The following is a 24637-nucleotide window of genomic DNA, read 5'->3' on the forward strand; positions in this document are numbered from 1 at the left end:
GGAAAGGTATATTTTTTGGGGTTTTGCGTCGAACAGCCCAAAATTGTCAAGTTGACGTTCAATTTTGTACACACTTCGTGCTTGCGGCCCGGCCTTGTTTCCTGCGGTGGGATTTTCAGCTCTGCCTCCAGGCAGGGGTGCCTGGACCGGGTATGGCATACAGGACCACCCCCTGAAGAACTTTCCTGGAGTTATTCTATTTTCGCCTGCATGGCCTCAATTTGTTCCCGGTTCACGCCCGCTCGAACCAGATCCTCAGTGATTTGGGGAATCAGCTCATCGAGGAGGACGATCTCCTGCTTGAGACGGTATTCCAGGCTGTCCATTGTCGGCTGAAATCCGTTTTCCTTAACGTCCACCTTCTCATCTTCCCGCAAGGTATCGATAAGAAAATTGCGCGCATTTTTTAACGAAACGAGAGAGGGGTTTTTCAACCTCTCGAGCAGGTTTTTTTCCGCCGGGATCCTCTTTTTGACCAGCCTGAGGAAATACTTTCCAAAAACTTCATCGAATTTGAAGCTTTCTACATGGCCTTTGACCTGCTCCTTGTGGATATCAAAGTATTCCTTGACCACAAGCATTAATTTAATGGTTTCCGGTTCAAGCGTTAGTTGAGGCGGCTTGGGTACGGAAACGGATTTTTCCCCGGTGGCCAGTTTTTGTTTTTCCTCTCCAGCCTCTGTATTTTCTTCTGGCGACTTCGGTTGTTGGCTTTCTGCGTCCCCAATCAGCTTGGCGGCGGGTGGAACCTTGTATTTGATCTGATCGCGGTATTGAACGGGAATGGCCGAACGGTAATCGCTGTAATGCACCCGGCCCATGTCGTCGATCCAGCGGAACACTTTTGCTTCAGCAGGGGAATGCACCACCGCCAGCAACAACACGGCCAGCAGCACCAACTTTTTGAAACAGCTTAGAATGGTTTTGTTCACGATCCGTTACTCCCCAAAAAGGAAGGCATCATCCCGTCCCCCGATTTTCAATCCACTTGCCACGCGCTACCGGGTGGCTCCGCACCCTACACGGTAACTATTTGTAACTGAACACCTTATCACCATAATCCCGGAAATGCAATTGACCGTTCTTTGGTTTATACTGAAGGCCTCTATTTTGCCCGTTTAGCGGCACCGTCCTGCATTGTCTGGAAACACCATGAATTCGGAAACCATGCGCAACCGCACCTGCCTGATCACCGGGGCCAATTCCGGCATTGGTTATGAAACCGCGTGGTCGCTGGCGGCCATGGGTGCACGATTGATCCTCGTCTGCCGCAATCCGGAAAAGGGACAGGCGGCGTTGGAATCGCTGCGCCAGCGCACCGGCAATACGGACCTTGAGCTGATGATCGCCGACCTCGCCTCGCTGCAACAGGTGGAGAAGCTGACCGAACAGGTCCGCGGCAAATACAGCGCCCTGCACGTACTCATCAACAACGCCGGACTCCTGCAGGGCAAGCGGCAGCTCACGGAAGATGGCTACGAAACCACGTTCGCCGTCAACCACCTCGCGCATTACGTGCTGACGCTGCGCCTGCTCGACCTGCTGAAAGCGGGCGCGCCGGCGCGCATCATCAACGTCTCGTCCATCGTCCACCTGATCGGTTCCATCCGTTTCGACGACCCGTTTTTCGAGAAGAAACGGTACCGGGCGATGTCCGCCTACGCCCAGTCGAAACTGGCCAACATCCTGTTCACCTACAAGCTGGCGCGCCTGCTGGAGGGAACCGGCGTCACCGTCAACGCCATGCACCCCGGCGTGGTGGCGACGAATTTCGGTCATGCCGGGCCCGCCTGGTACAAGCTGGCGAAAGTATTCGCCCGACCGTTTTACATCCGTCCGCAGAACGGCGCGCGCACCTTGATCCACCTCGCCGCGTCGCCGGTGGTCGAAAACATCACCGGCACCTACTTCGTGCGCAAACGTTCCGTGCCCACGCTGCCGTTGTCCTACGACCAAACCATTCAGGACCGGTTGTGGGACATCAGCGGCCAGATGACGGGAGTGCGGCTCGTCACATGAATGACCGCAGCCCCAACACCAAGTCGCCGCGTGAAGGCTTGAAATGGGTGAAGGTCGCCCGCTTTCTCGCCCTGCCCTTTTCCCCGCACCGGGTGAAAACCTATCGCCGCGTGCCCCGCTTCGAAGACGTCTGCATCGACGGCCTGCTCGCCGACGGCATCGAGGGCGTGCTGCTGGACGCCGACGGCACGCTGGGTCCGCACCACACGCGCACGTTTCCCGATTCCGTGGTGACGCACGTCAAATTGATGCAGGCGGTGGGCTTGAAACTGGCCCTGTTCACCAATGCCTTCGAGGACCGCTTCGAGCAGTTCGAAGGCGTGCCGGTGGTGACCAACGTGCCGCCCAAGCCGGACCCGGAGGGATTCCACACCGCCATGCGCGACTACCTGAAGCTCGACGACCCGGCAAAGGTGGTGATGATCGGCGACAACTACATCACCGACGGCGGCGCCATCGACGCCGGCATGCGCTTCATCCACGTGAAGCCGGTGCCCGGCGATGAAAATACCTTCCACCACACCACGCGTTATCTGGCCGAGTTGTGCGCCCGCGCCTGGCGGCCTGCCTCCACTCTCACCTCTAAAACCAATAAAACCAACTCCAGAGCGGGGGTTTGACTTTCGCGCCCGAAAATACGTAAAATGAAGGAAAAAGGGAATTTACGGGATTATTGGCCGTGAAACGGTTTATTTTTACGACATTTTTACTGGCGGGATGCATCGCCGTCCCAGCGCTTGCTGCTGCGGACACCGGTCATACGCACCACGGGGGCAATCCGTTCGACCTCGAATCGGGCACGAGTGCCCACTGCGAACTGAATGGCCACCAACATGCGCACGCGAATCAACGGTGTCCGCATAAGAAACCGTACCGGTCACCGCGAACAGAACTCGGTCTCGACTGCGGCGGCCAAACGCAGGGCACGGTACCGGCACAGTCCACCCCGATTCTCAAAACCTTTGGTCCGTCCCGGGACGCCGTTCGGTTGGCCTCTCTCATCCCCGGCGCTTACCATCCGGAAGCCCCTTCGCTGTTCGTTTTGTGGGAGACGTCCCCACCTTCCCCGCCTCCCAAATCGTTCTGATCGATTCCTTTATTTGAATCCCGGTTGCACGCAAACGAGGTTTTCCCGGTTCGGGGCCGCCCGCTTTCTTTAGAAGCGAAAACAATAGCCCGAACGCACTCCCTCCAGCATCCCGGGCATCGTTCATCGATCCAGAACTCAAGCGAACCATGACCGTCATTCAAACATTTCGACTGCCGTTTTTAAAAAAAGACAACGGCACACTTCGCCTCAATCGACGCAGCCTGCGCCGGGCCCTGGCGGCAATTCTGGCCCTGTTCCTGTTTTTGCCCGCCAACGCTCAGGCCTACATCGGCCTCTGTTGCGCGCACTGCGGCGGCAACATGCCGCTCAACATTTTCGGCGGCGGCATTCCGGAACCGAAGGAGTTCCGCTTCAAAATCAGCCAGATGTTCATGCGCATGGGCCCCATGCGCGACGGCACGAAGGACGTGAAAACCTCCGACCTCGTCGGCATGCCGGCCATGGGCAAGTTTCCGGCGGTGCCGGAGTCCATGAACATGTGGATGACCATGTTCGGCGGCGCGTACTCGTTCACCGATAATTTCGCGCTGATCGGGATGAGCAGTTTCAAGCACAACACCATGCCCATGCGGTTCAACGCGGCGCTTCAGGCGGCCACCGGCCGATCCGGCTTCACCATGGAGTCCTCCGGTATCGGCGACTTCAAACTCATCGGCAAGTACCGCCTGTATTCGGACGATCATCTGGCGCCGACGAAACAGCTTTCCATGTTGTTCGGTGTGTCCCTGCCAACGGGAAGCATCAAAAAGGAATTCACGGAAAACCCGGCAGCCGGACAGAACGGCACCCTGCTTCCCTTCAAAATGCAAATGGGCAGCGGCACCTTCGATCCCATTATCGGACTCACCTATCAGGGGTCGCGTGATCCGTTCTGGTATGGGGCCAATGTGATTTATACCGGCCGATTCTATGACAACAGCCAGGATTACCGGCAGGGCGACGAGGTGCGGCTGGACCTGTACGGCATGTACCAGTTTCATCCCCAGTCGGTGGTTCATCTCCAGCTGAACGGATTCTATGAAGGGAAGTACAGTGATGAGCCGCGTCTGGCTAAAGAGCAGGGACATGGCCACGTCGGATTCAACCCCAATGGCCCATTCACCAGCCCCCTGTTCGACCCGGACAATTACGGCGGCACCAAACTGAACATCACGGCGGGCATCCAGTATCAACCCATTCCGTTGCACGTGTTGGAACTCACAGCGTCGGCACCGGTTGCGCAGAACCTGCGTGGACCGCAGTTGGCGGAGGATTACCGGCTCATGCTTACATGGTATGTGGAAATCCCGACCTCAAACAGCCGCCGCTACCGGGGCATGCCCGCACCCAAAGAACTCGGATTTTAAGGAGGACGCATGAATGCAACCATTCGAAATCAAAGCCTCCTTATCGCATCGCTGGCCGTCTGCATTTTTACGGCGGGGTGTGGTGGCAACCCATTGCCGGAGGCGGGATCGGCCGATGAAAAACTGTTCCGCAGCAAATGCACGACCTGCCACAGTTGGCCCCATCCCAAGCGCCATACGGCGGCGGAATGGGACCATTACCTGAAGGTGATGGAAGGCCACATGAAAAAAAAGAACATCGCTTTCACTGAAAGCGAAAAAGAAACCATACGCAATTATCTCCACAGGAATTCACGATGAGACACTTCAATCTTAAATCCAAAGTTCGATTGCTGTTTGCGCTGGCGGCGTCGCTTCTGCTGGCCGGCGCGGGCACCGCATCGCTGCCGCCGAAGGAGAAGCTGTTCGAGCAGTTCGGCGTCACACCACCCCGCACGGTCAAGGAAGCGCCCGACTTCACCCTGACCACGCTGGAGGGGAAAACGGTGAGCCTGAAGGAATATGAAGGCAAACCCATTCTCATCCACTTCTGGGCCACGTGGTGCAAGCCCTGCAAGGATGAGTTGCCGACCATCCAGAAACTGCACGAAGACCTGGGCGGCGACGTGGTGCACATTCTGACCATCAACATTGATCGCTGGAATAAGGACCGCGTGGAAGAGTTCCAGAGGGACTTCGGTCTGCATTTCCCGATTCTGCTCGACCCGAAGCAGGAAGTGCGGCGCAAGTACTTCATCATGGGCCTGCCCACCAGTTACCTGGTGGGGGCCGACGGCAAACTGGCGGGCTACATTTCCGGCCCGCGGGAATGGGACACCCCGGTTTCGCACCAGATCATGAAATCACTGGCCGCAAAAGCCGGCTGACCGCCCGGCAAGAGGTTCCTCCTTGTCTTGCAGAGGTGGTACAATATGCCCGCAGTTTGGAAACACACACTAGGCTTATTGAGGGATGAGCGGGCATGCAACTGGTACTGCTGATCGGGCTGGGCGGATTTGCCGGTGCGATTTTAAGATTCTGGGTGAGCGGCTGGATTCAAAACGGCCTCGTCACGTTTCCCCTGGGCACGCTGGGCGTGAACTTCATCGGCAGTTTCATCCTCAGCCTCATCATGTACCTGTCGGAATTCAAGGGCGTGTTCAGCGAAGAAACACGCATCTTCCTGACCATCGGCGTGTTGGGATCTTTCACCACCATGTCCACCTTCGGCTACGAATCCTTCAAACTGCTGGAGCAAAACCAAATGGGCCTGTTCGGCCTCAACGTCGTGGGATCGGTCACCCTGGCGCTTCTGGGCGTGTACCTGGGCCGGCTGATCTCGGTGAACATCTAGAAAGTCGCCATGAAAAAAGAAACCGAAGCCGTCTTGCTGCGGATCTTCATCGGCGAAGACGACCGCCACCAGGGCAAACCGCTTTACAAATACCTCGTCGAACTGTTCCGCAGGGAAGGGCTCGCCGGGGCCACGGTGCTGCGCGGCGTGGACGGCTTCGGCAAAACCAGCCATTACCACACCACCTCCATCCTGCGTCTTTCCACGGATCTGCCCATGGTCATCGAGCTCGTGGACACGCCCGAAAAAATCGAGCGCATCCTGCCGAAACTCGAAGGCGTCGTCACCAAGGGCCTGATCACTGAGGAAAAAGTCACCATCGTTTTTTACGCTGGCGACGAACCCCGGAGCCGCTAGAACCGGTACGTGAGCATGCCGCTCCAGTACACGATGTCCTTGCCAAACGGCCCCTGTTCGATGAACGATCCCGATTCAAAGTAGTTGTAAATCGCCTTGATATCGAGATGACGGTCGAACTGGTACTTGACCTCCACTTCCTGCTGCGTGCCGACGTACCGCGAGCGGTTCTGCTGTCCGGTTCGCAACAGGCCGTTGCCGATGGAATAAACGCCATCGTTCAACGATTCGCGCCACACGAACATGGCGCTGGCCGTCGCCGACCAGTGCCGGTCCCACTTCAACGTGATGCGCGGTTGCAGTTGGTAGGTGTTGATCAACCCCACCGGCGCACTCTGACTGATGTGCTTTCCCTTGGGAAACATCGGGTTGAAGGCGTTGAGGTCGCCGTCGTTCCGATTGTTGTCGCCGCTGTACACATCGGCGCGCACACTAAGCCGCGCTGAGCGTTCCCCGGCCAATGGCACGGTGTACCCTGTATCCGAGGCGACCGCCCACGCGCGAATTTGTGAATCGCCGAAGGTGCCGAACTGGTACACGAACTCGACATCGTAATCGAGCGCGCCTTCCTCTCCCCACAACCGCGTGCCGAGGGTATGGCGCGTTTCATTGGCGACTCCCTGGTCGAATGCGTGCGCCTCGTGATTGAGTCCGACGTAATACAGGTCGAAGTTAGGGAACACACTCCAGCCTGTTTTGTGCACGCCGTACAATCCCCACCAACTCTGCTCATTGCCCGAGTTGTTATCGAAGAAATCGCGCGAGATCTGCACCGGCCGCGCCACGAATCCGGTGACGGTGGTCGCCGCGTCCTGCCAGGTCAGCATGGCGGCGTCGTGGCTGAGGCGCAGGTTGGGCCGTTCGCGGTAATTGAAGAAACGGCGCGCCCCGAAAACGATTTCCTGCCGCCCGAAACGCAACGTGAAGTCGGAAGAACCGCCGCCGGAAATCTTGAAGTCGGCGAACAGCTGATTGACGTCCATGCGGTCTTCATCGACACCGCGCGGCCCGCCGGCGCGCCCCGATTCGGTGCCCGTCTGCAATTGAAAGAACAGACGGAACCGGTCACGCACATGGAAATCCGTGTGCAGGAGGTAACGTTGGAGGTACCAGCCGTTGTCGTCCTGCGACCTCGCCCCCCAGTTTTCGTTATCGATGTATTCGAAGTGTTGGCGGGTTTCGCCGCCTATGGAAAAATAAATCTCACCCCGTTCATCGGCGGGAATGAATTTGAGGGAATCCAGGTAATCGGTCCGCCGGGAGGCGTCCCGCAAAAACGAGTAATCTTCTTCGTACCGGGATTGGTTATAAGAAGGACGGTCGGCCTTGGCCGAAACCCAGAGGGGAGTTCCAGTTAAAAACACTGCAGCAAGAATCAAATAAATACAAATCGACTGTCGCATAACATTTCATTTCTTTTTTCATGTTAGAGCACTCCATATGCCATCATCGCGTCAGCCACTTTTTTGAATCCCGCCAGATTGGCGCCTTTCGAATAATCGATGTAACCGCCATCCACCACACCATAATTGATGCATTGCTGGTGAATGTCCGCCATGATCCCCTTCAATAGCAAATCCACATCTTCACCGGACCAGGCCATGTAGGTGGTGTTCTGGGTCATTTCCAATCCCGACACCGCAACGCCGCCCGCATTCGACGCCTTGCCCGGAGCATACAATATACGCTCCTCCTGAAACACGCGGATTGCCTCCGGCGTGCAGGGCATATTGGCACCCTCGGCCACGGCAACGCAACCATTTTTCGCCAACTCCTTGGCGTCATCCTGAAACAACTCATTCTGCGTGGCGCAGGGAAAGGCCAGATCGCACTTCACGCCCCAGGGTTTCTTCCCGGCATGGTACGAGCCATCAAACTTCTCGGCATACTCCGCAATGCGTCCTTTTTTGAACAGCTTCAGGTCTTTGATGAACTCCAGTTTTTCCTGGGTGATGCCGTCCTTGTCGTGAATGGTACCGGCGGAATCTGAGAGCGTCACCACCTTCGCGCCGAGATCGATCAGTTTTTCCGCCGTGAATATGGCGACGTTGCCCGACCCCGATACCACGCAGGTTTTGCCTTTGATGCCGTCACCGCGGTGTTTCAGCATGGCCTCCATGAAGTACGCGCAACCGTAACCGGTGGCTTCCTTGCGGATGTGACTGCCGCCGAACTCCAGCCCCTTGCCCGTCAATGCGCCGGTGAATTCGTTTTTCAGGCGTTTCCACTGGCCGAACATGAAACTGATTTCGCGCGTGCCGACGCCGATGTCGCCTGCGGGGATGTCGATGTTATTGCCGATGTGTTTGCACAGCTCGGTCATGAACGCCTGACAGAATCGCATGACCTCGCGTTCCGATTTGCCTTTCGGATCGAAGTTGGAACCGCCCTTCGCCGCCCCCATCGGCAACGTGGTCAGGCTGTTTTTGAATGTCTGTTCGAAAGCGAGGAACTTGAGCACACTCAGGTTCACCGCCGGATGAAACCGCAGGCCGCCCTTGTACGGACCGATGGCGTTGCTGTGCTGCACCCGGTAGCCGCGGTTGACGCGGTACGTGCCCTTATCGTCTTCCCAGCAGACGCGGAAGATGATGATGCGGTCCGGCTCCGACAGCCGTTCCAGGATGCGGGCCTTGATGTATTTAGGGTGTTCGTTGACATGGGGAATGACCGAGGCCGCCACTTCCTGAACCGCCTGGTAAAACTCCGGTTCACCGGGGTTGCGCTTGACGAACCCTTCCATGAACTTGTTCAACTCCATCTTCAGCTTTGCGGGCATGAGTCACTCCTTGAAGGAAACGGGTTCAGGATCATGCCGGGCCGGGCGAATCAATTGTTCTGCGCTTCGTCCGGCCGGATGGTCATGTCACCCAGTTTGAGAAAAATGCCTTCTTCGCCCCGCTCCTGCACCTGGATGCCTTTGTGATGGCGCACCTCGAACATGTTTTCAAACGCCTGGGTGTCCAGACGGTATTCCCCACCCTGTTGCTCAATGATCACCATCAACGATACGAGCAGCCTTTCTATTTGTTCATCCATACCAGCCTCAAAATTTCGGTTTGCGATCACTGGCCAGCCAACGCCATGCCAGCCAAATCCATATCCAGATCATGCCGATCCACCCGAGCGTGCGGGTGATGGCGGCGATCTGCGTATCCTGCATGATCAGTCCCCATTGAAAAAACAGGTTGCGCCAGTCGTGCGCCTCCGCGCCCAAGCCACCGATCAACGGCAACCGCAACGCCCGCGCATCCGCCATGTACACGGCAATATCCAGAAAGTTTTCAAACAGCCAGAACACACCGACGGCAAAGCCCAGTGTGTCGCGCCGCCGCCAGAACGCAACCAGCACAATCGCCGGGATCAGCAACTGTCCGAGCGTGCCACCCAGAATCCCGATGGTCTCGCCGAACAAGCCGAATGCCGGATGTCCGAATTCATGAAACACCAGATTCACCTGGTGCAGAAAACGCAGCGCCGCGCGGTCCATCATCCCCGGATCGACGGCCATCAGGTACATCAGATACGCGAACACCGCGGACGTGCAGCCCAGCGCCATACCGGATACCGGCTGCCAGGGCCAGGACGCAGGCGCCCACAGTTGCGCCCACAGGCCGGGTTCACGTTCCGCAACCGGATCGGGTTTCGTCCGCGATCGGTTCAATGTGCGCCGCGGCTTTGCAGGCGTTCGCGGCGCAACCGGGCGTGGAGCCTCCGAGGGCGCCTCGATTTCCAAAAAGCGGTCGGGCTCCTGTTTCCTGCTGTTCCGTCCCGGCTTATCCTTCGACATCGAACTGGTACCCCTTTTCACGCACCGTCTGGATGAACTGGGGTTTCTGCGGTTTCTTTTCGAAATGTTTGCGCAGCCGCGCGATGAAATTGTCCACCGTGCGCGTTTCCGTATCCGGCGCATAACCCCAGACTTTTTCCAGCAATTCTTCCCGCGACACCGGCTTGCCTTGATTGGCGATGAGCAGGTTCATGATCATGATTTCCTTCGACGTGAGATAAAACTCGCCGTCCTGGCCGCGGGCCTTTCCGGTTTGAAAGTCGATCCACATGTCGCCGAATTCGTACACGTCGTTCTTTTGCGACACCTGCTGATACCACTGCTTGCGGCGCAGAATGCCCTTGACGCGCAACAGCAGCTCCGGCAGGTGAAACGGTTTGGTGAGGTAATCGTCCGCGCCCGCTTCCAGTCCTTCCGTCCGGTCCTCCTCCGTAGACTTGGCCGTCAGCATCAGGATGGGAAAGCGATAATCGGTTTCGCGGATTTTACGGGCCACTTCCAACCCGCCCATGCCGGGCAGCATGAGGTCCAGGATCATCATTTCGAAATCGTCGGTCCCGTAGCGGTTCAGAGCCGATTCTCCGTCTTCTACGATGGTGACCTGGTATCCCTCTTTTTCCAGGTTGAAGGCGAGTCCTTTCGCCAGATGCTTTTCATCTTCAACAAGAAGCAGTTTTTTTCCTTTTGTCATCACTCCACCCTGCATTCACTTTTTTCAGGAACGGCCGGCGGACACCGGTGCGTTCCCGTTCGCCGGCAGCAACACCGTAAACACGCAACCCTTGTCCTTGCCTTCACTATTCACTTCGATCTGTCCTTTGTGGTTCTTAACGATTTCATGGCAGATATAAAGTCCCAGTCCCGCACCCTCGATATTCTGCGTTTCGGGATTGCGGACCCGATAGAATTTTTTAAAAACTTTTTTGCGGTCCTTTTCGCCCATGCCGATGCCGTGATCGATGAAATCGATCTGGCAGAACTTGCCCTGCCGCCACATGCGGATTTTGAACGGCCGGCCGGAAGAGGTATACCTGAGAGCGTTGCCGATGAGATTGTTGAACACCATGCGCATGGCCCGCTTGTCCAGGCTCAACGTGGGCGCGTCCTCAATCTTTAATTCGGCGTAACAGTTCTTTTCCTCAAACTGACGTTGATGGCTGCGCACCACCTCTTCGAGAAACGGTTTCATCTCGACCGGTTTCAGTTGCAGCTGCATGTTTTTCGATTCGGGACTGCTGGCCTCGAGGATGTTTTCGATGAGGGCCGAAAGGCGGTCGGTGTCCGACAGCATCGTTTCCACAAAATCACGCGCCTCTTCGGGCGAGAGTTTCTGATACTTCATCGTCTCCAGATAAAGCTGGATGGACGCCAGCGGCGATTTCAACTCGTGGGACACACTGGAGATGAAATCGCTCTGCATGCGGTTCAGCCGGGCCTGCTTGTTGTAATAGACGAACATGATCATGACCCCGCCCAGGATGAACAGCATCAGCACGCATCCCTCGATGAGGATGACCCAGTTGAGGTCCGGGGAAAACAGTTCCGGACGGAGACGCTGGGCAAACTCCTGAAAGTCCTGGCGGTTCTTCAGGTACCAGTTGATCCAGATCGCCATCAGGAACACCCACGCGATCTGGACCCCGATGAAGACGATGATCGGGTGAAACAGGGTCCGCACTTTGCTCAGGATAGCCAAACGTTCTCTCCGCAAAAGGCCGCCGGGCAGCCCCCAAATCCCGTCCTTGCAACGCTGGCGGCAAGGCCCCCGGAAACAGCCCCTTTTCTTTGTTACAAAAGTTTTACAACGCGTAAAACCAATTAATTATATCTTGGATGCAGATAAAGCAACGCTTTCCATTCATTCTAACTCATTCTCTGGTGGAGAGGAAATTCATGGGCGAAATTCGAGAGTTCAACCCCAAATACCGGTTCAGCATGGGCAACGTCTATTATTTTGGTTTCCTGCACGCGATGGCGTTGCTGGCCGTGTTCCCGTTTGCGTTTTCGTGGAGCGCCGTGGCCGTCATGCTGGTGCTCAACTGGATGACCGCTTCCCTGGGCATCTGTCTCGGATTCCATCGGTACCTGACCCACCGCAGTTTTGAGATGCCCAAATGGGTGGCTTACTTCTTCGTGTTCATCGGCACCCTGGCCTGCGAAAACGGCCCCATCAAATGGGTCGGCCAGCACCGCATGCATCACGCCAGTTCCGACACCGACGGCGACCCGCACAGCGCGGCACGCGGTTTCTGGTGGTCGCACATCGGCTGGATGTTTTACGTGCACACGGACTTCGATGACGAGCAGAAGCTTCGGGATTACACGAAAGACTTCAACGACGACAAATTTTACCAGTTCCTGGAAAACCACTTCATCAAGATCCAGATTGCATTCGGCCTGGTGTTGTTCGCCATCGGCGGTCTGCCGTGGGTGATCTGGGGCATCTTCGTGCGCCTGGTTCTGGTTTACCATCAGACCTGGCTGGTGAACAGTGCGTCGCATATGTTCGGTTACAAAAACTTCAAGCTGCAGAAAGACCTGTCCACCAACTGCTGGTGGGTGGGAGCCTTGGCTTTCGGTGAAGGCTGGCACAACAACCATCATGCTTTCCCCAGCTCGGCGCGCCATGGCCTGCACCCGTGGGAAATCGACATGACCTGGATGGCCATCAGCCTGCTCCGCAAACTGGGCCTGGCCACCAATCTCAAGGTGGTACAAATCCAGCCGAAAGAATCCGCAGCGGATGAATATTATCAGGGAGAACTCGTCAAGCAGGCGGCCTGAGGGCCGCCCTGCGGGGCGACGGCTGGTTGCATTCTGCGGTCAGCCGCGCACTTCCTGCACTCCTTCCAATTGTGAAATGCGCAGCAACGCGGCCTCACGGTCCGCTCCCTTTTTGAACGACAACCGGTAATCGATTTCCGCCTCGCCCTTGCCGTTATCCATCTTGAAGTGCGTGTCGTCCACCGTGAATCCGTAGCTTTTGAACGCTTCTCCGCATCCCTTCCGCACCCCTTCGTACTGTTCCAGCCTGGTTTTGACGACCACTCCTTTGAATTGATCGATGGGCATCCAGTCGCCGACAAACCGGAAAAAAAACAACATCACAAACACGAATAACGTCGACCACAACGCCAGGGGATAAATGCCCTTGCCGATGACGATGCCCAGCCCGGCGACGAACCAGATGCACCCGGCCGTGGTGAGGCCGCGGATCATGCTCGATTCCCGGAGGATGGCGCCGCCTCCCAGAAAACCGATGCCGGTGATGATGCCCGCCGACATGCGGTTGAGGTCGAGGATGTTTCCCGATTCCATCTGCTGCGGGTAATACTCCGTCCCCAGGATCATCACCGTCGCCCCCAGGCAGACCACGATGTGGGTGCGGAACCCGGCGGGGCGTCCGTGCATCTCCCGTTCTATGCCCACCACGCCGCCCAGAACGACCGCCAACACCAACCGCAACAGCACCTCTCCGTCAATCAGCCATTCGATGTCCATAAGCCGCTTTCCTTCCGAAGTTCAGCGTTCAATCGTTCCAGTCGAATTCCACGTGGTAGCCCGCATACTTCCGCAGGTTGATCACCCGGTTGTCGAAGATCAGGTACTGCCCCTTGATGCCGGTCAGGTGGCCGGTCAATGTGTTTTCCTTATCGAGATTGTGGCTCACGATTTTGGGAGGCACCGCCAGCACCGGATAGTTCAAACTCTGCACCGGCTCGCTGTCCAAAAAATAATTGCGCAGGGCTTGCGGGAACCAGTCGTACACCCGCCCGCGCGCTTCCTCCAGATCGACGTCATCGATTTCGCCCTTGAGCATGCGCCGCCAGTTGGTCTTGTCGGACATGTTTTGCGCCAGCGCCACCTCGATCTGTCCCGCCAGCTTGCGCTCCGGCGTGCGCGCGATCACCACGCCCTGCACCGCCCCCTGGTCGATCCAGCGCGACGGGATGTTCCAGTGGCGCGTCACTCCGACTTTGACCGAGGACGTCAGCGACAGATAGACGAAGTGATCGACCTTGCAATACGTTTCAAAAAATTCGCGGTCGCGGTCGTTGCCCGTTTCGTGTTCGCAGCGTTCCGGCCGCACCGCACACATGGCGTTCTCCGGCAAATCGCGCGCGCAGGGAAAGCAGTAGCCCTCGTCGTAGGTTTTCTTGATGGTGCGGCCGCATTCCACACAGGTGATGCGTCCGGTGAACGTAAGGGTCAGGTTGCGGTCGAGCGCGGCATTGATGCCGACCGGCTTGTCATCCAAACTCAGGAAGTACTGGATGGGATCGGCCGACTCGTGCTGCATCTTGCGCAGTTGTCCGGATAGTTTCATGGTCCGTCCATGGAAAGATGTGGTGGAGGACGACAACGCCTCCTTTAGAAATTATATTCGATTTGCGGGAAAAACACAGGGGGTCGGGCCGGTCCGGCCGTGGCGTCAGCCGAGAGTCATTTTGAAAATCTCATAAACCATCATCGACAGAACCGCCGTGAACGGCACCGTGGCGAACCAGGAAACGATGATCTGCCTGATGATATTAAGGTTCAGGCTGGCCAAACCGCGCGCCATGCCGACGCCGATGACGGAACCCACCAGCGTGTGGGTGGTGGAGATGGGGAGGCCCATTTTGGAACAGATCAACACCACCGTGGCCGCGCCGAACTCCGCCGCAAAGCCGCGCGACGGCGTGATTTCGGTGATACGTTTGCCCACGGTCTCCATCACCCGGGCCCCCCAGATCAACAGCCCGAACACGATGCCGGTGCCGCCCATCCCCAGAATCCAGATCGGCATTTCGACTTTCATGTGGACCGCTCCACTGTCCAGAATGGCCACCACCGCCGCCAGCGGGCCGACCGCATTGGCCACGTCGTTGGCGCCATGCGCGAAGGCAACATAAAACGCGGTGATGATCTGTAAATATTTGAACACGTGTTCCGTGGTCTGGAACTGCTGGTGAATGTCGTCAGTCGGGGGAGGCGTTACTTTATTCACCAGCATTCTGGCAATGAGGTAAGCGACAGCGCCCACGAGGAGGGACAGCGTGAGTGCCCGCGTAAAATCCAGATTGAGGTGGAGGTTCTTGAGGCCCTTGTACATCATGGAATTGGCCAGGATCACGAAGACCAGAAACACCAGATAGGGCACCACGCGCTTGGCCGCCGCCACGGCGTTGTGTTTGTCGAAAATTTTAACCGTGATGAAGCGGAATATCAGAAAGGCGACGATGCCCCCCATCAACGGAGACACGATCCAACTGAGCACAATGGAACCGACTTTCATCCATTGCACGGCCACCAGACCGCGCGCCACCAGGCCGAACCCAACCACCGCGCCGATGATCGAATGCGTGGTCGAGACCGGCCAGCCGAGATAACTGGCGATGTTCAGCCAGATCGCCGCCGCCACCAGCGAGGCGATCATCCCGAAAACCAGGTCCATCGGTTCGTCGGCGAACAGAGCGGGGTCCACCATTCCCTTGCGCACCGTGTCCGAGACGTGACCGCCCACCAGCAACGCTCCCGCAAACTCCGCCACCGCAGCAACCAGCACCGCCTGCCGGAACGTGAGACTGCGCGCGCCAACGCTGGTGCCCATGGCGTTGGCCACATCGTTGGCTCCGATGTTGCAAGCCATGTACACGCAGGCCACGACCGCAAAGATCAGAAGAAACGTCCCTAAATCCAAAAGATGCTCCAGGAAGGTTTAAGTCAGAATGAACGGCGAGTGTTTATTTGGCCAGGAAGATGCGCAGGATCTTTCCGATCTGTTCCGATTTGTCCGCAACGCCACCCAGCTTTTTGCTGACCTCGTTCCAGAGCAACAAATCGGCAGAGCTCAATGCATCCCCCTGCGCAAACAGGGTTTGCGCGAAATGAAACTGCTTGCGGTCGGCTTCCCATTCCATCTCAGCCAGTTTGTGGCATCCCTTCTCCACCTTCTCGGCTTCGACGCCGCCGAAGGAAGCTTCCAGCAGGGCGTTCAACTCATGAATCAGGTCGCAGCTATTGTGGGCAATCGCCGAAACCTGCTCGACCAGTTCGTTGAGTGGTTCCTTCATGGCCTCTGTCATCTTCAGATGCTTGATGCGCAGGAGCACGCCCAGGTCTTCCACGGCGTCGGCAATGTCGTCCTGAGCGGACAACAGGTGTAGAAAGTCGCGCCGATCCACCGCCAGAAAAATTCCCTGCGGCAAATGATTGCGGATATCGCTTTTGATGGTGTCGGCTTCATGCTCCAGTCGAACGATTTTTTCGGACATCGCCACCACCTTGTCGAACTGCCCGTTCATCTGGGCCGCAAACAGGGGCTTGACCTGGTCCACGCACGAACGGACCATGTCCATATGGCTCACCAACGGCTTGAACGGCGACTTGGCGAACATCGACAGGATGGAACGCATGGCAGACTTCCTTTATAAGGGATAAGAATAATGGCTGCTTTCAGCTTATATCATTTTGGACGGGAGGGATCAATCGGCCTTTTCCAGCGGTCGAAAGCGCCTCATCCCATCAACATTTTCCACTGGGCCAGGCTGTCCAATTGGAGATACGTGTTGGTCTCGCGCACCTCGCCCAAAGGCGCCGCCGCCTTGCCGCCATAGTTGTGGCCGGGATACAGCACCACCCCATCCTGAATTTTGACGAGGCGCTGCGTGAGCGTCCGGTACATCTCCTCACTGTCGCCGCCGGGCAGATCGACGCGCCCGCAACCTTGCAAAAACAAGGTGTCTCCGGCAATCAGGTAATCCTTCACGCGGAAGCACTGCGATCCCGGCGTGTGCCCCGGCGTGTGCAGGAAGGAAATGTCGATGGAACCGATTTTCAACGTGTCCTCGCTGTCCATCTGCTTGATGTCGCTCATCGAGATGCCCGTCACCTGGCGCACGCCATCGGCCTCGTGCTTATTCACGTAAACGGGAACGGGATTGCGCTCCATCAACTCCGGCAGACCGAGAATATCCATGCCGAAAATGTGGCCGCCGACGTGGTCCGGGTGGTAATGCGTGATGAGCGCGCCCTTGAGCGTCATGTCGTCTTCAGCGACGATGTCGAGCAGGGTATCGATGTCCCAGGCGGGATCGACCACCACGCACTCGCGCGTTTCGGCGTCGCCGATCAGGTAAATGAAATTGGCCATGCTGCGCGCCGAGCTGTCGTAACGGGCGAAATCGACGCCGGAAAGCAGTTGCCGGAAATAAAACGGATTGTCAGCACTCAACGGAACACCTCCGGTTGAAATTCATTGCAAAGTCCGGTTCAACAAATGAGCCAGGCGGACACCGGCTTTCAGGAGTTGCGTGGCGACCACCTGCCGGCCGCGTTCCAGATACCTGACGGCCAATCGTCCGCGTTCATCTTGCAGCAAGTCGTATCCATATGTGAGCACGAGGGCGCGCGACTCGTTGGTCCACGCCACCGCATCGCCACGTTGCCAGTCCTGCACCTGCTCTGGGGTGAGGCCTGCATGCAACGCGCGGGCATAGTGTAACAGAGATTGTCCGTCGAGGTCGATCAGCCCGCTGTCCCACAACGCATGCAGGTTGGTGCGGTGGCGACCGACGCGAACGGTTATTTCATTGCCGCCGCGGTCGCGGGCGTTGCCCAGGTGCATGGGTTGATGCACGTCCGCCACCAGATGCACCAGAAACTTCAGCGCCTCCACCCGCCTGGCGTGTGCGCGGGCCGGGTCGGACACCCTATCCCGGTATTCAAAGATTTTTTCCGTCACGCAGTTGCGGCGCGGGCAGTCGCGGCGCTGCACGTAGGCGCGTTCCCCCTCGGCGATGTTGGTGTAATGCAGGACATCGGCCGCGCCGGGTTCTTTTTTGATGCGGTCGGCCCAGTTGGCAATGGACGTCAGATGCTTTATATTGAAATCTCGTTCCAGGGTGTTGCGGACGGCGGGTTCCAGACGCATCTCGGCAATGTGGGCAACGATGCGGTGGCCCTCCGGCCCCCACGCCCAGGCGGGGGTCAGCCATCCGCTCCATGTCAGCAAGACGGCGAAGGTCCCCCACCCCCATATCATTTTCAAGGAATGCTTTGCGTAACTTGGATTCGGGTAGCCAATCAACGGTTTAAACGTTACTCGAACAAAGGAATCGTCATGACCCCCCCTCATCCTAACCTTCTCCCGCCAGGGGAGAAGGAACTTTAAATACTCCCTCTCCCTTGACGGGAGAGGGCTGGGGTGAGGGTGGCTTCCTCTGACTTCTTTTAATGACTTATGCAAAGCTCTCCCTATACAAGGAATGCGGCATGCCGCGGCTCCCACACATTCGATAAGGAATTTCATGACCCAAGCCTATCACACCCTCCGGTTCTGGACCGTCATCATCGGGCTGTCCATCGTCATGAGTTCCCTCTGCATCGGCGCACGCCTGATCGATCGCAGCGGTGACCTGTCACATCGCATCTCTTCGTTCTGGGGACGCCTGCTGTGCCGCCTGAACGGCATTCGTGTGGAGGTGGAGGGGCTGGAGCATATCCGTCCGGACCGGGCACAGATCCTCATCGCCAACCATCAGGGGTTTTTCGATATCTTCGGGCTGTCGGGCTACCTGCCGATCCAACTGCGGTGGGTGGCGAAAGCGAGCCTGTTCCGGATCCCCTTCGTCGGCTGGTCGATGCGGGCTTCGGGTTACATTCCGGTGGAACGGGACAGCCGCAAGAAAGCGCATCAGGCCTTCATGGCCTCGATTGAAAAACTCAAGGCGGGCTATTCCATCGTCATTTTTCCGGAGGGAACGCGGTCGGCGGACGGCATCATCGGTCCGTTCAAAAAAGGCAGCCACCTGATGGCGATGCGCGCCAGGGTGCCCATGGTCCCGGTCACCCTGATCGGCAGCGGACGCATCATCCGCAAAGGCAGCGGCGCCATCCGCCCCGGTCCCATCCGCATCATCATCGGCAAACCGGTCGAGTATGAAGTGATCGCCGCCAAAAAGGAAGAATCGGTGTTGGAAGCCCTGCGCGAGACCATCTGCGCCAACTACCGGTTGCATGCACCGACGCCCCCCCCGGCGGAATCCGAAGGCAAGCCCTCAACCGGCGTTTAAACCTTCTCTTTCTGGATGAAGGCCCACACTTCCTTGGGATGTTCCCGCAGGTCTTCGATGTCGTGCCAGACGGCGCGGATCATGCCCGTCTTGTCGATCACGAACGTGGACCGGCGGATTTTTTTGACCATCTGTCCCAAGTCTTCCTCTTCATAGACCACGCCATACTTCTCGGTCATTTCCTTCTTTTCATCGGACAACAGGGTGAAGTTCAACTGATAGACCTCGATGAACTGGCGGTGAGACTGCACGCCATTCCAGCTGACTCCCATCATTTCAACTTCCCGGGTCTGAAACTTGCGGTTGTAACCGTTGAGGGAAACCATCAGCCGGGTGTCTTCCGGACTGGCGTCGAAGGTGTAGAAAACAAGAATCAGCCACTGCTTGTTTTCAAAATCCTTGAGCTTGATGGTGACGCCTTCTTCAGCCGAGGGGCTGGTGGCCCCTGCCTTGTAACCGTACACCGCGGGCAGTTCGAAATGAGGGGCCCGGTCCCCTACCTCCAGTTTGTCAGCCATGAAAGCCTCTTCTCGGTTGGGGGGTTTAAAAAGGATGTCTTATTTTTCGCCGAATGCTTCTTTCAGCAACGGCTCGACTTCCCCCTTGGCTTCCATTTCATCCAGGATGTCCGTATCCCCGTAAAATTTGCCGTCGATGAACACCTTCGGCAACGTCGGCCAGTTGGTCAACTTGTTCAGGGTCTCCCGTTTCTGCATGTCATCCAGAACATCGACCACTTCGAAGGGATAACCATACTTGTCGAAAAACTGGATGGTTTCTACGGTGAACCCGCAACGCGGCGCATGGCGGGTGCCTTTGCCGTAAATCAGGATTTTGTTTTCAGAAATTTCGTCTTTGATCTGTTCTTCGATGTTGTCCGACATATTGTCTAACTCCAATTACACAAAGAGTGGGTAAAAAAGGTTTTCCTACATAATAATTATTGTACTACGGAGTCGCGGTTTTGATCTCCGCCGCATGCAGACGCCCGTCCTGCATGGCCGCATTCAGGCAGGTTTGCACCAGCCGATGGCGCTCCATCACGTTTTTGCCCTCAAACTCCTGCGAGGTCACATGAATGATGTAATGGTCCCGCATCCCCGTTTTGTCCATGCACTGGACCTCGGCATCGGGCAGGGTGTCAGTCACCAGTTTGATCAGGTCCGGGACGCTAATCATGAAACCACCTTTCCAAATAAAATTAAACCTTGAAAATTCAGGTTGAACACTCGTTTTTTGGATTCAAATCAGGGCCAAAAGATTTAATTTTTTGACTCCCGCCAGGCCGCCCGCGCGCCCATCGCCCCGTCAAGAAAAAAATTCTATAAAAATCAATGAGTTACAGAATTCTGGCCTCACGGAATCCGGCTGCCGCCGTTCCTCTTGGCCCCAGAGCTCAGATTTTGTTATAATAACGAATCGATTGGATGATTTCAGAATCTAAATCTTAAGAAGCCGATTTTTACTTTAACAGGAGTTTGGGGCAATGACAAAAACCTCGGAATTCATATCCATTACACCTAAAGCCAGTGAGGAAGTCAAGAAGCTGATCGAGGCGGAAAACAATCCCCAAATCGGGCTGCGGCTCGGCGTCAAAGGGGGCGGATGCTCTGGCCTGTCGTACGACCTCGGGTTCACCCCGAAAGAAGACGGGGACACGGAAGTCGATTTTGGGGAGTTCAATGTCTTCATGGACCCCAAAAGCCTGATCTACCTGAAAGGCATGCAGTTGGACTATCAGGGCGGCCTGCAGGGCAAGGGCTTCGTGTTCGTCAATCCCAACGCCAAATCCGTATGCGGTTGCGGCGAGTCGTTCTCCCTGACCTGATTCGGCGCCTGACAATCTGGTTCCAAAAAGCGCATCCGGTTTGTGCCGATGCGCTTTTTTTCATTTAAACCGTCCGGCCCGGCGGCGGCTCCATCGGCATCGCCGCCACCTCCTGGCGTTCCACTTCCTTTCATTTTTATTCGCGGGTCTGTCGTCATGAAAGCCACCATTTCCATCGCTGAAGAACACAAGCAACTGCGCGAGTCCTGCGCTTATTTTTTGATGGACGACTGGTGCCTGGTGTCCGCGGCCGGTTCCGACACGTTGGATTACCTGCAAACCCAGACCACCAACGACATGCTGAAGCTGGAAGTCGGCGATGGCATCGACAACGCCGTCACCGACCGCCGCGCCAAACTGCTGGCCAACTTTTCGGTGCACCGCGACTCGGAAACCTCGGCGCTGCTGCTGGTGGAAACGGCGCAACGTGATCGCCTCATCGACACACTCGAAACCTACCACATCCGCGAAAAGGTCGAGTTCGACAAAGACCTCGCCTGGAACCGGCTGCTGGCCTTGCAGGGTCCGAAAAGCCCGGTGATCCTCGACGCCCTCACCGGTCAGGTGAACAACCTGATGAAGCACAACGACGTCAAAACCGTCACGCTCGACGGGCAGGACATCGGCATCTTGAGCAAGAACCTGACCGGCGAAGATGGCTTCGTGTTGGCCTACCCGGCGGCCATGGAAGACACGCTGATCGGCAAACTCATGGAAGCGGGCAGCGAACACGGCCTCATTGCCATCGGTCCGGAAACCCGCGAGGTGCTGCGCATCGAGGCGGGCATCCCGACTTACGGCAAGGACATGGACGACCGCCAGATCCTGCCCGAAACCGGGCTCGAGCACAGCGCCGTCAGTTACCACAAGGGCTGTTACACGGGACAGGAGGTCATCGCCCGCATCAAGACTTACGGCTCGCCGGCCTTCGCCCTCATCGGTCTCATCATCGAAGGCGACACCCTGCCGCCGCGCGACACGGAAATCAAATTGAAAAACAAAAAGGTCGGCACCCTCAAAAGCGCCGTGTACTCTCCCTATCTCCAACAGAACATCGCGCTGGGTTACATGCAGAAGGATTACCGCTCTCCGGGCCAGACCTATGAAGTGATGCTGCACGACGAACCTTATACGATCAAAACCGCACTGCTGCCGTTTTACCAGACGGCGTCGCGCACCGAGCGGGCGGAAGCGCTGCACAAGCAGGCGCTCGAACATTACAAACAGGAAGACGATCTGGACAAGCCCATCGCGCTGCTGCGCGAGGCCATCGCACTCGATCCCAAATACGCACCGGGTTACGAGGCGTTGGGGGTCATGCTCTCCAAGCAGAAAAAACTCGACGAGGCCATCTCGCTCATGAAGCGGCTGGCGGAGATCGATCCGACGGAAATCATGGCGCACACCAACCTGTCGATCTATTACATGGAACAGGGACGCATCGAAGACGCGGAAAACGAAAAGGCGGAGGCGACGGCACTCCAGTTCGAAAAGATGGTCGAGGAAAGTCAGGCCAAAAAAGCCCGTGAAAAGAAAGCGGGGCAGGACCGCGCCGAACAGGAACGGCAGCTGGAAATGTTCATCAAGGTGCTGGGCATCGATCCCATCGATCAGGTCGCCAACTTCGGACTGGGCTCGATCTACTTCGACACCGGCCGGTACGAGGAAGCGGTCACGCCTCTGCAAACCGTCGTGGAGCATTACAAGGACTATTCCGCCGCCTACCTGTTGCTGGGCAAGACGCTGGACAGACTGTCACGCAAGGAAGAAGCCGCCGAAGTGTTTAAAAAGGGCATCGCCGCCGCTTCAAAGAAAGGCGACCTGATGCCGCTGCGCGACATGCAGAACCGGCTGAATCAGATTTTGCACTCCGAATCCTGAAGGTTCAGGTACGCCAACAGGTCCGCTCCGGGCTCCATCACCCCCTTGTTGAGCAGCCCCTGGGTGATGGTCACGCCGTGGTCCATCAGAAACCAGAAGCGCAGTAGAATTTTTTCCTCCACCGTGGTTTGCGGATCTTCCCATTCCGTCGTCGAGCGGTGCTGCTCCATTTCCCGGATCAGTGAGTCGGGGATGGCCAGCCGTCGTTTTTTGATGAACGCGTTGAATCCATCCACAAGAATCGGTTTGAATTCCTTGCGGCTGATCTTGATGAGTTCGGAGACACTGGGATAGCCGTCCTGGTGGTACTGGAAAAATTTCAGTTTGTAGTACTGGTGGATGGTTTCCAGACGGAAATAGCAGTGCAGATCCACCACCTCGTCACCGTAAACCTGCACGAGATAGCGGCGGATCAGGGATTTCCCGGTTTTCAACAGCAGCTTGTTGAGACGCCCGCGGTCGAACAGATGGATGCGCACGGTGCTGAGGTGCTTCACGCACTGGCCCTGGATATCGATCTGAAACGGTTCCGAATGCGGTGGCACCCGGTACCAGTAGATTTCGTCCCGCGCCACCTGCAACGCCAGCTTGTACGATTCGACGATCTGATGGTTGTTGGCTTTTTTCGCCTGGCGGGCGATCTGGTAGGCGTTCTTTTTGGAAAATCCCAGATCGATCAGTTGATCCTGGAATTCCCGCCGCGCCCCCATCAAATACCCGCCGCGTTCCTTGATATGATCTTTGGCCTTGTCCACACCGCGCAGGGCCAGGCTGACATCCCGCGGCACGAGGGTGAGGTCCAGCGACTGCGCAAACTGGTGAATTTCCTCCAGGGTCTTGTAATTCAGTTTGTCGATGTACAAAAATTTCTGGATGTGGCGTTCGTGAAACCCACACGCCTCGAATATCCCGATCTTCTTGTACTTGACCTCCTCCCAGTATTTGCGCGTGCCTTCCTTTTTGTGGAACTGGTGCTCGATCTCTGAGCGCGCCTTGAAAAAATAACTGCGCAGCAGATACCATTTCGTCTTGATCGTGGACTCGATGATCCACCGGTACTTGGGCGTCAGGACGGTCAACTTGGGATCGTCCAGGAGTTCGATTTCTCCCGTGTCGAGGATGTATTCCAACAACTCCAGGTGGCGTTCCAGCAGGATGGGATTGACGACTTCGATGAACTTGCGGAAGATGGTTTTCCAGCGGAAGGGATCGACCTGCTCCGGCTTTCTGCCGTTTTCCTTCACATCCGACAACTGCCGCCGCACCGCCTGTGTGCCCTGCTTCTCGATCTGTTGAAACAGCTTGTCGCGCGCGATGATGTCGCTGACCTTGACCTGCTTGAGGCGGTTGATCACCTGCGGCGTGCGCTTCGCGATTTCCGCATCGATCTCTTCATAAGTACGGGCTTCGGAAAAATAAACTCCTGCCAGCAATTCGTAAATCTTGTCGAGGGACAGCAGTGTTTTTTTGGAGAGCTTTTTATACCGGTCAAAGTCGAGTTTTTTGGAACCCGCCTGGCAGGAACGGATGTCGCTCAGGTAGGTGCGGGCCTGCTGCAACTCTTCATCCTGAACATAAGGATCGTTGATGACGCGAAGAAACAAGGCTTCGGCCCGCTGCAGATCGCGTTTGGCAAGAAGCTCCAAGCCTTGTGTGATGGGATCGAATACAAACATCAGGCTGTGACCTGCCTATTCGGAACCCTCTCTTCCCAAGTTCGGGGCCGGAGAACCCACTGAAAAAGCAACCGGGGCATTCACCCTCCCGCAAGGCAGGGTGCGCCTCGTCGGAACAAAGAGGTTGCGGGAAACATGGAGTTCTCTTCCGGTCCAAAGTGGAACAGGAAGTTTGATATTCAAAATAAGCATTATAGAAAGGTTGAATGAGGACGGGCTGGCAGTCTGGTTTCTCCCAGG

28 protein-coding genes are annotated in these 24637 nt (G+C 56.8%); 11 read left to right on the forward strand and 17 right to left on the reverse strand.

Annotated elements, in window-relative coordinates:
• Positions 1-191: 191 nt before the first annotated feature.
• Positions 192-932: a DUF4124 domain-containing protein gene (locus tag QML71_RS09610; RefSeq protein ID WP_282011705.1), complete on the reverse strand. Its 741-nt coding sequence runs from the start codon at positions 930-932 to the stop codon at positions 192-194.
• 220 nt (positions 933-1152) lie between these two features.
• On the opposite strand from QML71_RS09610, the gene QML71_RS09615 reads away from it, so the two are divergent.
• The 7 genes from QML71_RS09615 (at position 1153) to QML71_RS09645 (ending at position 6166) form a co-directional block, all read left to right on the forward strand.
• A complete protein-coding gene (locus QML71_RS09615; protein WP_282011706.1) occupies positions 1153-2019 on the forward strand; it encodes an SDR family oxidoreductase in 867 nt (288 codons plus the stop codon).
• Positions 2016-2639 carry an HAD family hydrolase gene (locus QML71_RS09620; RefSeq protein ID WP_282011707.1) on the forward strand — a complete coding sequence of 208 codons (624 nt, stop codon included), beginning with the start codon at positions 2016-2018 and terminating at the stop codon, positions 2637-2639. Before QML71_RS09615 ends, QML71_RS09620 begins: the two co-directional genes overlap by 4 nt.
• A 616-nt stretch (positions 2640-3255) precedes the next feature.
• Positions 3256-4476, forward strand: a complete 1221-nt coding sequence (locus QML71_RS09625; protein WP_282011708.1) for a transporter — start codon at positions 3256-3258, stop codon at positions 4474-4476.
• Between the two features lie 9 nt (positions 4477-4485).
• Positions 4486-4776, forward strand: coding sequence for a cytochrome C (locus QML71_RS09630; protein WP_282011709.1), 291 nt, complete (start codon positions 4486-4488; stop codon positions 4774-4776).
• Positions 4773-5342: a TlpA family protein disulfide reductase gene (locus QML71_RS09635; protein ID WP_282011710.1), complete on the forward strand. Its 570-nt coding sequence runs from the start codon at positions 4773-4775 to the stop codon at positions 5340-5342. The genes QML71_RS09630 and QML71_RS09635 overlap by 4 nt, the downstream gene beginning before the upstream one ends.
• A gap of 95 nt (positions 5343-5437) precedes the next feature.
• Positions 5438-5809: a fluoride efflux transporter CrcB gene (gene crcB / locus QML71_RS09640; RefSeq protein ID WP_282011711.1), complete on the forward strand. Its 372-nt coding sequence runs from the start codon at positions 5438-5440 to the stop codon at positions 5807-5809.
• A gap of 9 nt (positions 5810-5818) precedes the next feature.
• Positions 5819-6166 carry a DUF190 domain-containing protein gene (locus QML71_RS09645; protein ID WP_282011712.1) on the forward strand — a complete coding sequence of 116 codons (348 nt, stop codon included), beginning with the start codon at positions 5819-5821 and terminating at the stop codon, positions 6164-6166.
• On the opposite strand, the gene QML71_RS09650 is transcribed toward QML71_RS09645, so the two are convergent.
• The 6 genes from QML71_RS09650 to QML71_RS09675 form a co-directional block, all read right to left on the reverse strand.
• Positions 6163-7569, reverse strand: a complete 1407-nt coding sequence (locus tag QML71_RS09650) for an alginate export family protein (protein WP_282011713.1) — start codon at positions 7567-7569, stop codon at positions 6163-6165. The two genes, QML71_RS09645 and QML71_RS09650, sit on opposite strands and share 4 nt — an antisense overlap.
• A 23-nt stretch (positions 7570-7592) precedes the next feature.
• Complete coding sequence (gene gdhA / locus QML71_RS09655; protein WP_345742325.1) at positions 7593-8945, reverse strand: NADP-specific glutamate dehydrogenase; 1353 nt, start codon at positions 8943-8945, stop codon at positions 7593-7595.
• Positions 8946-8995: 50 nt separating this feature from the next.
• On the reverse strand, positions 8996-9205 hold the full coding sequence (locus QML71_RS09660; RefSeq protein ID WP_282011714.1) for a hypothetical protein: 210 nt from the start codon (positions 9203-9205) through the stop codon (positions 8996-8998).
• A 7-nt stretch (positions 9206-9212) separates the two neighbouring features.
• Positions 9213-9830: a hypothetical protein gene (locus tag QML71_RS09665; RefSeq protein ID WP_282011715.1), complete on the reverse strand. Its 618-nt coding sequence runs from the start codon at positions 9828-9830 to the stop codon at positions 9213-9215.
• Between the two features lie 112 nt (positions 9831-9942).
• A complete protein-coding gene (locus QML71_RS09670; RefSeq protein ID WP_282011716.1) occupies positions 9943-10647 on the reverse strand; it encodes a response regulator transcription factor in 705 nt (234 codons plus the stop codon).
• 24 nt (positions 10648-10671) lie between these two features.
• The gene (locus QML71_RS09675) at positions 10672-11652 is read right to left on the reverse strand and encodes a sensor histidine kinase (RefSeq protein WP_282011717.1); all 981 of its coding nucleotides are present in this window, start codon (positions 11650-11652) and stop codon (positions 10672-10674) included.
• Between the two features lie 197 nt (positions 11653-11849).
• On the opposite strand from QML71_RS09675, the gene QML71_RS09680 reads away from it, so the two are divergent.
• A complete protein-coding gene (locus QML71_RS09680; RefSeq protein WP_282011718.1) occupies positions 11850-12740 on the forward strand; it encodes an acyl-CoA desaturase in 891 nt (296 codons plus the stop codon).
• Positions 12741-12779: 39 nt separating this feature from the next.
• On the opposite strand, the gene QML71_RS09685 is transcribed toward QML71_RS09680, so the two are convergent.
• From QML71_RS09685 to QML71_RS09710, 6 genes are all read right to left on the reverse strand, one after another.
• A complete protein-coding gene (locus QML71_RS09685; RefSeq protein ID WP_282011719.1) occupies positions 12780-13457 on the reverse strand; it encodes an MgtC/SapB family protein in 678 nt (225 codons plus the stop codon).
• Positions 13458-13485: 28 nt separating this feature from the next.
• Positions 13486-14283 (reverse strand): DUF2797 domain-containing protein, encoded by a 798-nt coding sequence (locus tag QML71_RS09690; protein WP_282011720.1) that lies wholly within the window; start codon positions 14281-14283, stop codon positions 13486-13488.
• 105 nt (positions 14284-14388) lie between these two features.
• Complete coding sequence (locus tag QML71_RS09695; protein WP_282011721.1) at positions 14389-15639, reverse strand: inorganic phosphate transporter; 1251 nt, start codon at positions 15637-15639, stop codon at positions 14389-14391.
• 43 nt (positions 15640-15682) lie between these two features.
• Positions 15683-16354: a TIGR00153 family protein gene (locus QML71_RS09700; RefSeq protein ID WP_282011722.1), complete on the reverse strand. Its 672-nt coding sequence runs from the start codon at positions 16352-16354 to the stop codon at positions 15683-15685.
• Between the two features lie 101 nt (positions 16355-16455).
• Positions 16456-17172 (reverse strand): MBL fold metallo-hydrolase, encoded by a 717-nt coding sequence (locus QML71_RS09705; RefSeq protein WP_282011723.1) that lies wholly within the window; start codon positions 17170-17172, stop codon positions 16456-16458.
• A 21-nt stretch (positions 17173-17193) separates the two neighbouring features.
• The gene (locus QML71_RS09710) at positions 17194-17982 is read right to left on the reverse strand and encodes a S1/P1 nuclease (protein ID WP_282012586.1); all 789 of its coding nucleotides are present in this window, start codon (positions 17980-17982) and stop codon (positions 17194-17196) included.
• Between the two features lie 265 nt (positions 17983-18247).
• Here QML71_RS09710 and QML71_RS09715 point away from each other — a divergent pair, with 265 nt between their 5' ends.
• A complete protein-coding gene (locus QML71_RS09715) occupies positions 18248-19012 on the forward strand; it encodes a lysophospholipid acyltransferase family protein (RefSeq protein WP_282011724.1) in 765 nt (254 codons plus the stop codon).
• On the opposite strand, the gene QML71_RS09720 is transcribed toward QML71_RS09715, so the two are convergent.
• From QML71_RS09720 to QML71_RS09730, 3 genes are all read right to left on the reverse strand, one after another.
• The gene (locus tag QML71_RS09720) at positions 19009-19530 is read right to left on the reverse strand and encodes a peroxiredoxin family protein (RefSeq protein ID WP_282011725.1); all 522 of its coding nucleotides are present in this window, start codon (positions 19528-19530) and stop codon (positions 19009-19011) included. The two genes, QML71_RS09715 and QML71_RS09720, sit on opposite strands and share 4 nt — an antisense overlap.
• Before the next feature lie 39 nt (positions 19531-19569).
• Complete coding sequence (locus QML71_RS09725) at positions 19570-19896, reverse strand: glutaredoxin family protein (RefSeq protein ID WP_282011726.1); 327 nt, start codon at positions 19894-19896, stop codon at positions 19570-19572.
• A 64-nt stretch (positions 19897-19960) separates the two neighbouring features.
• Entirely contained in the window at positions 19961-20191 is a 231-nt protein-coding gene (locus QML71_RS09730) for a BolA/IbaG family iron-sulfur metabolism protein (protein ID WP_282011727.1), read from the reverse strand.
• Between the two features lie 307 nt (positions 20192-20498).
• Here QML71_RS09730 and QML71_RS09735 point away from each other — a divergent pair, with 307 nt between their 5' ends.
• Positions 20499-20840 (forward strand): HesB/IscA family protein, encoded by a 342-nt coding sequence (locus QML71_RS09735; RefSeq protein WP_282011728.1) that lies wholly within the window; start codon positions 20499-20501, stop codon positions 20838-20840.
• A 156-nt stretch (positions 20841-20996) separates the two neighbouring features.
• A complete protein-coding gene (gene ygfZ, locus QML71_RS09740; RefSeq protein ID WP_282011729.1) occupies positions 20997-22721 on the forward strand; it encodes a CAF17-like 4Fe-4S cluster assembly/insertion protein YgfZ in 1725 nt (574 codons plus the stop codon).
• Here ygfZ and QML71_RS09745 read toward each other — a convergent pair.
• Positions 22697-24397 (reverse strand): hypothetical protein, encoded by a 1701-nt coding sequence (locus QML71_RS09745; RefSeq protein WP_282011730.1) that lies wholly within the window; start codon positions 24395-24397, stop codon positions 22697-22699. The genes ygfZ and QML71_RS09745 overlap by 25 nt on opposite strands.
• Between the last annotated feature and the right edge of the window lie 240 nt (positions 24398-24637).

It is taken from the genome of Nitrospina watsonii (assembly GCF_946900835.1).
GTDB lineage: Bacteria > Nitrospinota > Nitrospinia > Nitrospinales > Nitrospinaceae > Nitrospina > Nitrospina watsonii.

Coding starts and splice junctions, on each gene's coding strand:
- QML71_RS09670 (WP_282011716.1), bottom strand. CDS start 10,647: ATGACAAAAGGAAAAAAACTGCTTCTTGTTGAAGATGAAAAGCATCTG.
- QML71_RS09730 (WP_282011727.1), bottom strand. CDS start 20,191: ATGATTAGCGTCCCGGACCTGATCAAACTGGTGACTGACACCCTGCCC.
- QML71_RS09615 (WP_282011706.1), top strand. CDS start 1,153: ATGAATTCGGAAACCATGCGCAACCGCACCTGCCTGATCACCGGGGCC.
- QML71_RS09735 (WP_282011728.1), top strand. CDS start 20,499: ATGACAAAAACCTCGGAATTCATATCCATTACACCTAAAGCCAGTGAG.
- crcB (WP_282011711.1), top strand. CDS start 5,438: ATGCAACTGGTACTGCTGATCGGGCTGGGCGGATTTGCCGGTGCGATT.
- QML71_RS09715 (WP_282011724.1), top strand. CDS start 18,248: ATGACCCAAGCCTATCACACCCTCCGGTTCTGGACCGTCATCATCGGG.
- QML71_RS09625 (WP_282011708.1), top strand. CDS start 3,256: ATGACCGTCATTCAAACATTTCGACTGCCGTTTTTAAAAAAAGACAAC.
- QML71_RS09660 (WP_282011714.1), bottom strand. CDS start 9,205: ATGGATGAACAAATAGAAAGGCTGCTCGTATCGTTGATGGTGATCATT.
- QML71_RS09700 (WP_282011722.1), bottom strand. CDS start 16,354: ATGCGTTCCATCCTGTCGATGTTCGCCAAGTCGCCGTTCAAGCCGTTG.
- QML71_RS09630 (WP_282011709.1), top strand. CDS start 4,486: ATGAATGCAACCATTCGAAATCAAAGCCTCCTTATCGCATCGCTGGCC.
- QML71_RS09635 (WP_282011710.1), top strand. CDS start 4,773: ATGAGACACTTCAATCTTAAATCCAAAGTTCGATTGCTGTTTGCGCTG.
- QML71_RS09710 (WP_282012586.1), bottom strand. CDS start 17,982: ATGATATGGGGGTGGGGGACCTTCGCCGTCTTGCTGACATGGAGCGGA.
- QML71_RS09720 (WP_282011725.1), bottom strand. CDS start 19,530: ATGGCTGACAAACTGGAGGTAGGGGACCGGGCCCCTCATTTCGAACTG.
- QML71_RS09690 (WP_282011720.1), bottom strand. CDS start 14,283: ATGAAACTATCCGGACAACTGCGCAAGATGCAGCACGAGTCGGCCGAT.
- QML71_RS09725 (WP_282011726.1), bottom strand. CDS start 19,896: ATGTCGGACAACATCGAAGAACAGATCAAAGACGAAATTTCTGAAAAC.
- QML71_RS09680 (WP_282011718.1), top strand. CDS start 11,850: ATGGGCGAAATTCGAGAGTTCAACCCCAAATACCGGTTCAGCATGGGC.
- QML71_RS09745 (WP_282011730.1), bottom strand. CDS start 24,397: ATGTTTGTATTCGATCCCATCACACAAGGCTTGGAGCTTCTTGCCAAA.
- gdhA (WP_345742325.1), bottom strand. CDS start 8,945: ATGCCCGCAAAGCTGAAGATGGAGTTGAACAAGTTCATGGAAGGGTTC.
- QML71_RS09645 (WP_282011712.1), top strand. CDS start 5,819: ATGAAAAAAGAAACCGAAGCCGTCTTGCTGCGGATCTTCATCGGCGAA.
- ygfZ (WP_282011729.1), top strand. CDS start 20,997: ATGAAAGCCACCATTTCCATCGCTGAAGAACACAAGCAACTGCGCGAG.
- QML71_RS09620 (WP_282011707.1), top strand. CDS start 2,016: ATGAATGACCGCAGCCCCAACACCAAGTCGCCGCGTGAAGGCTTGAAA.
- QML71_RS09685 (WP_282011719.1), bottom strand. CDS start 13,457: ATGGACATCGAATGGCTGATTGACGGAGAGGTGCTGTTGCGGTTGGTG.
- QML71_RS09650 (WP_282011713.1), bottom strand. CDS start 7,569: ATGCGACAGTCGATTTGTATTTATTTGATTCTTGCTGCAGTGTTTTTA.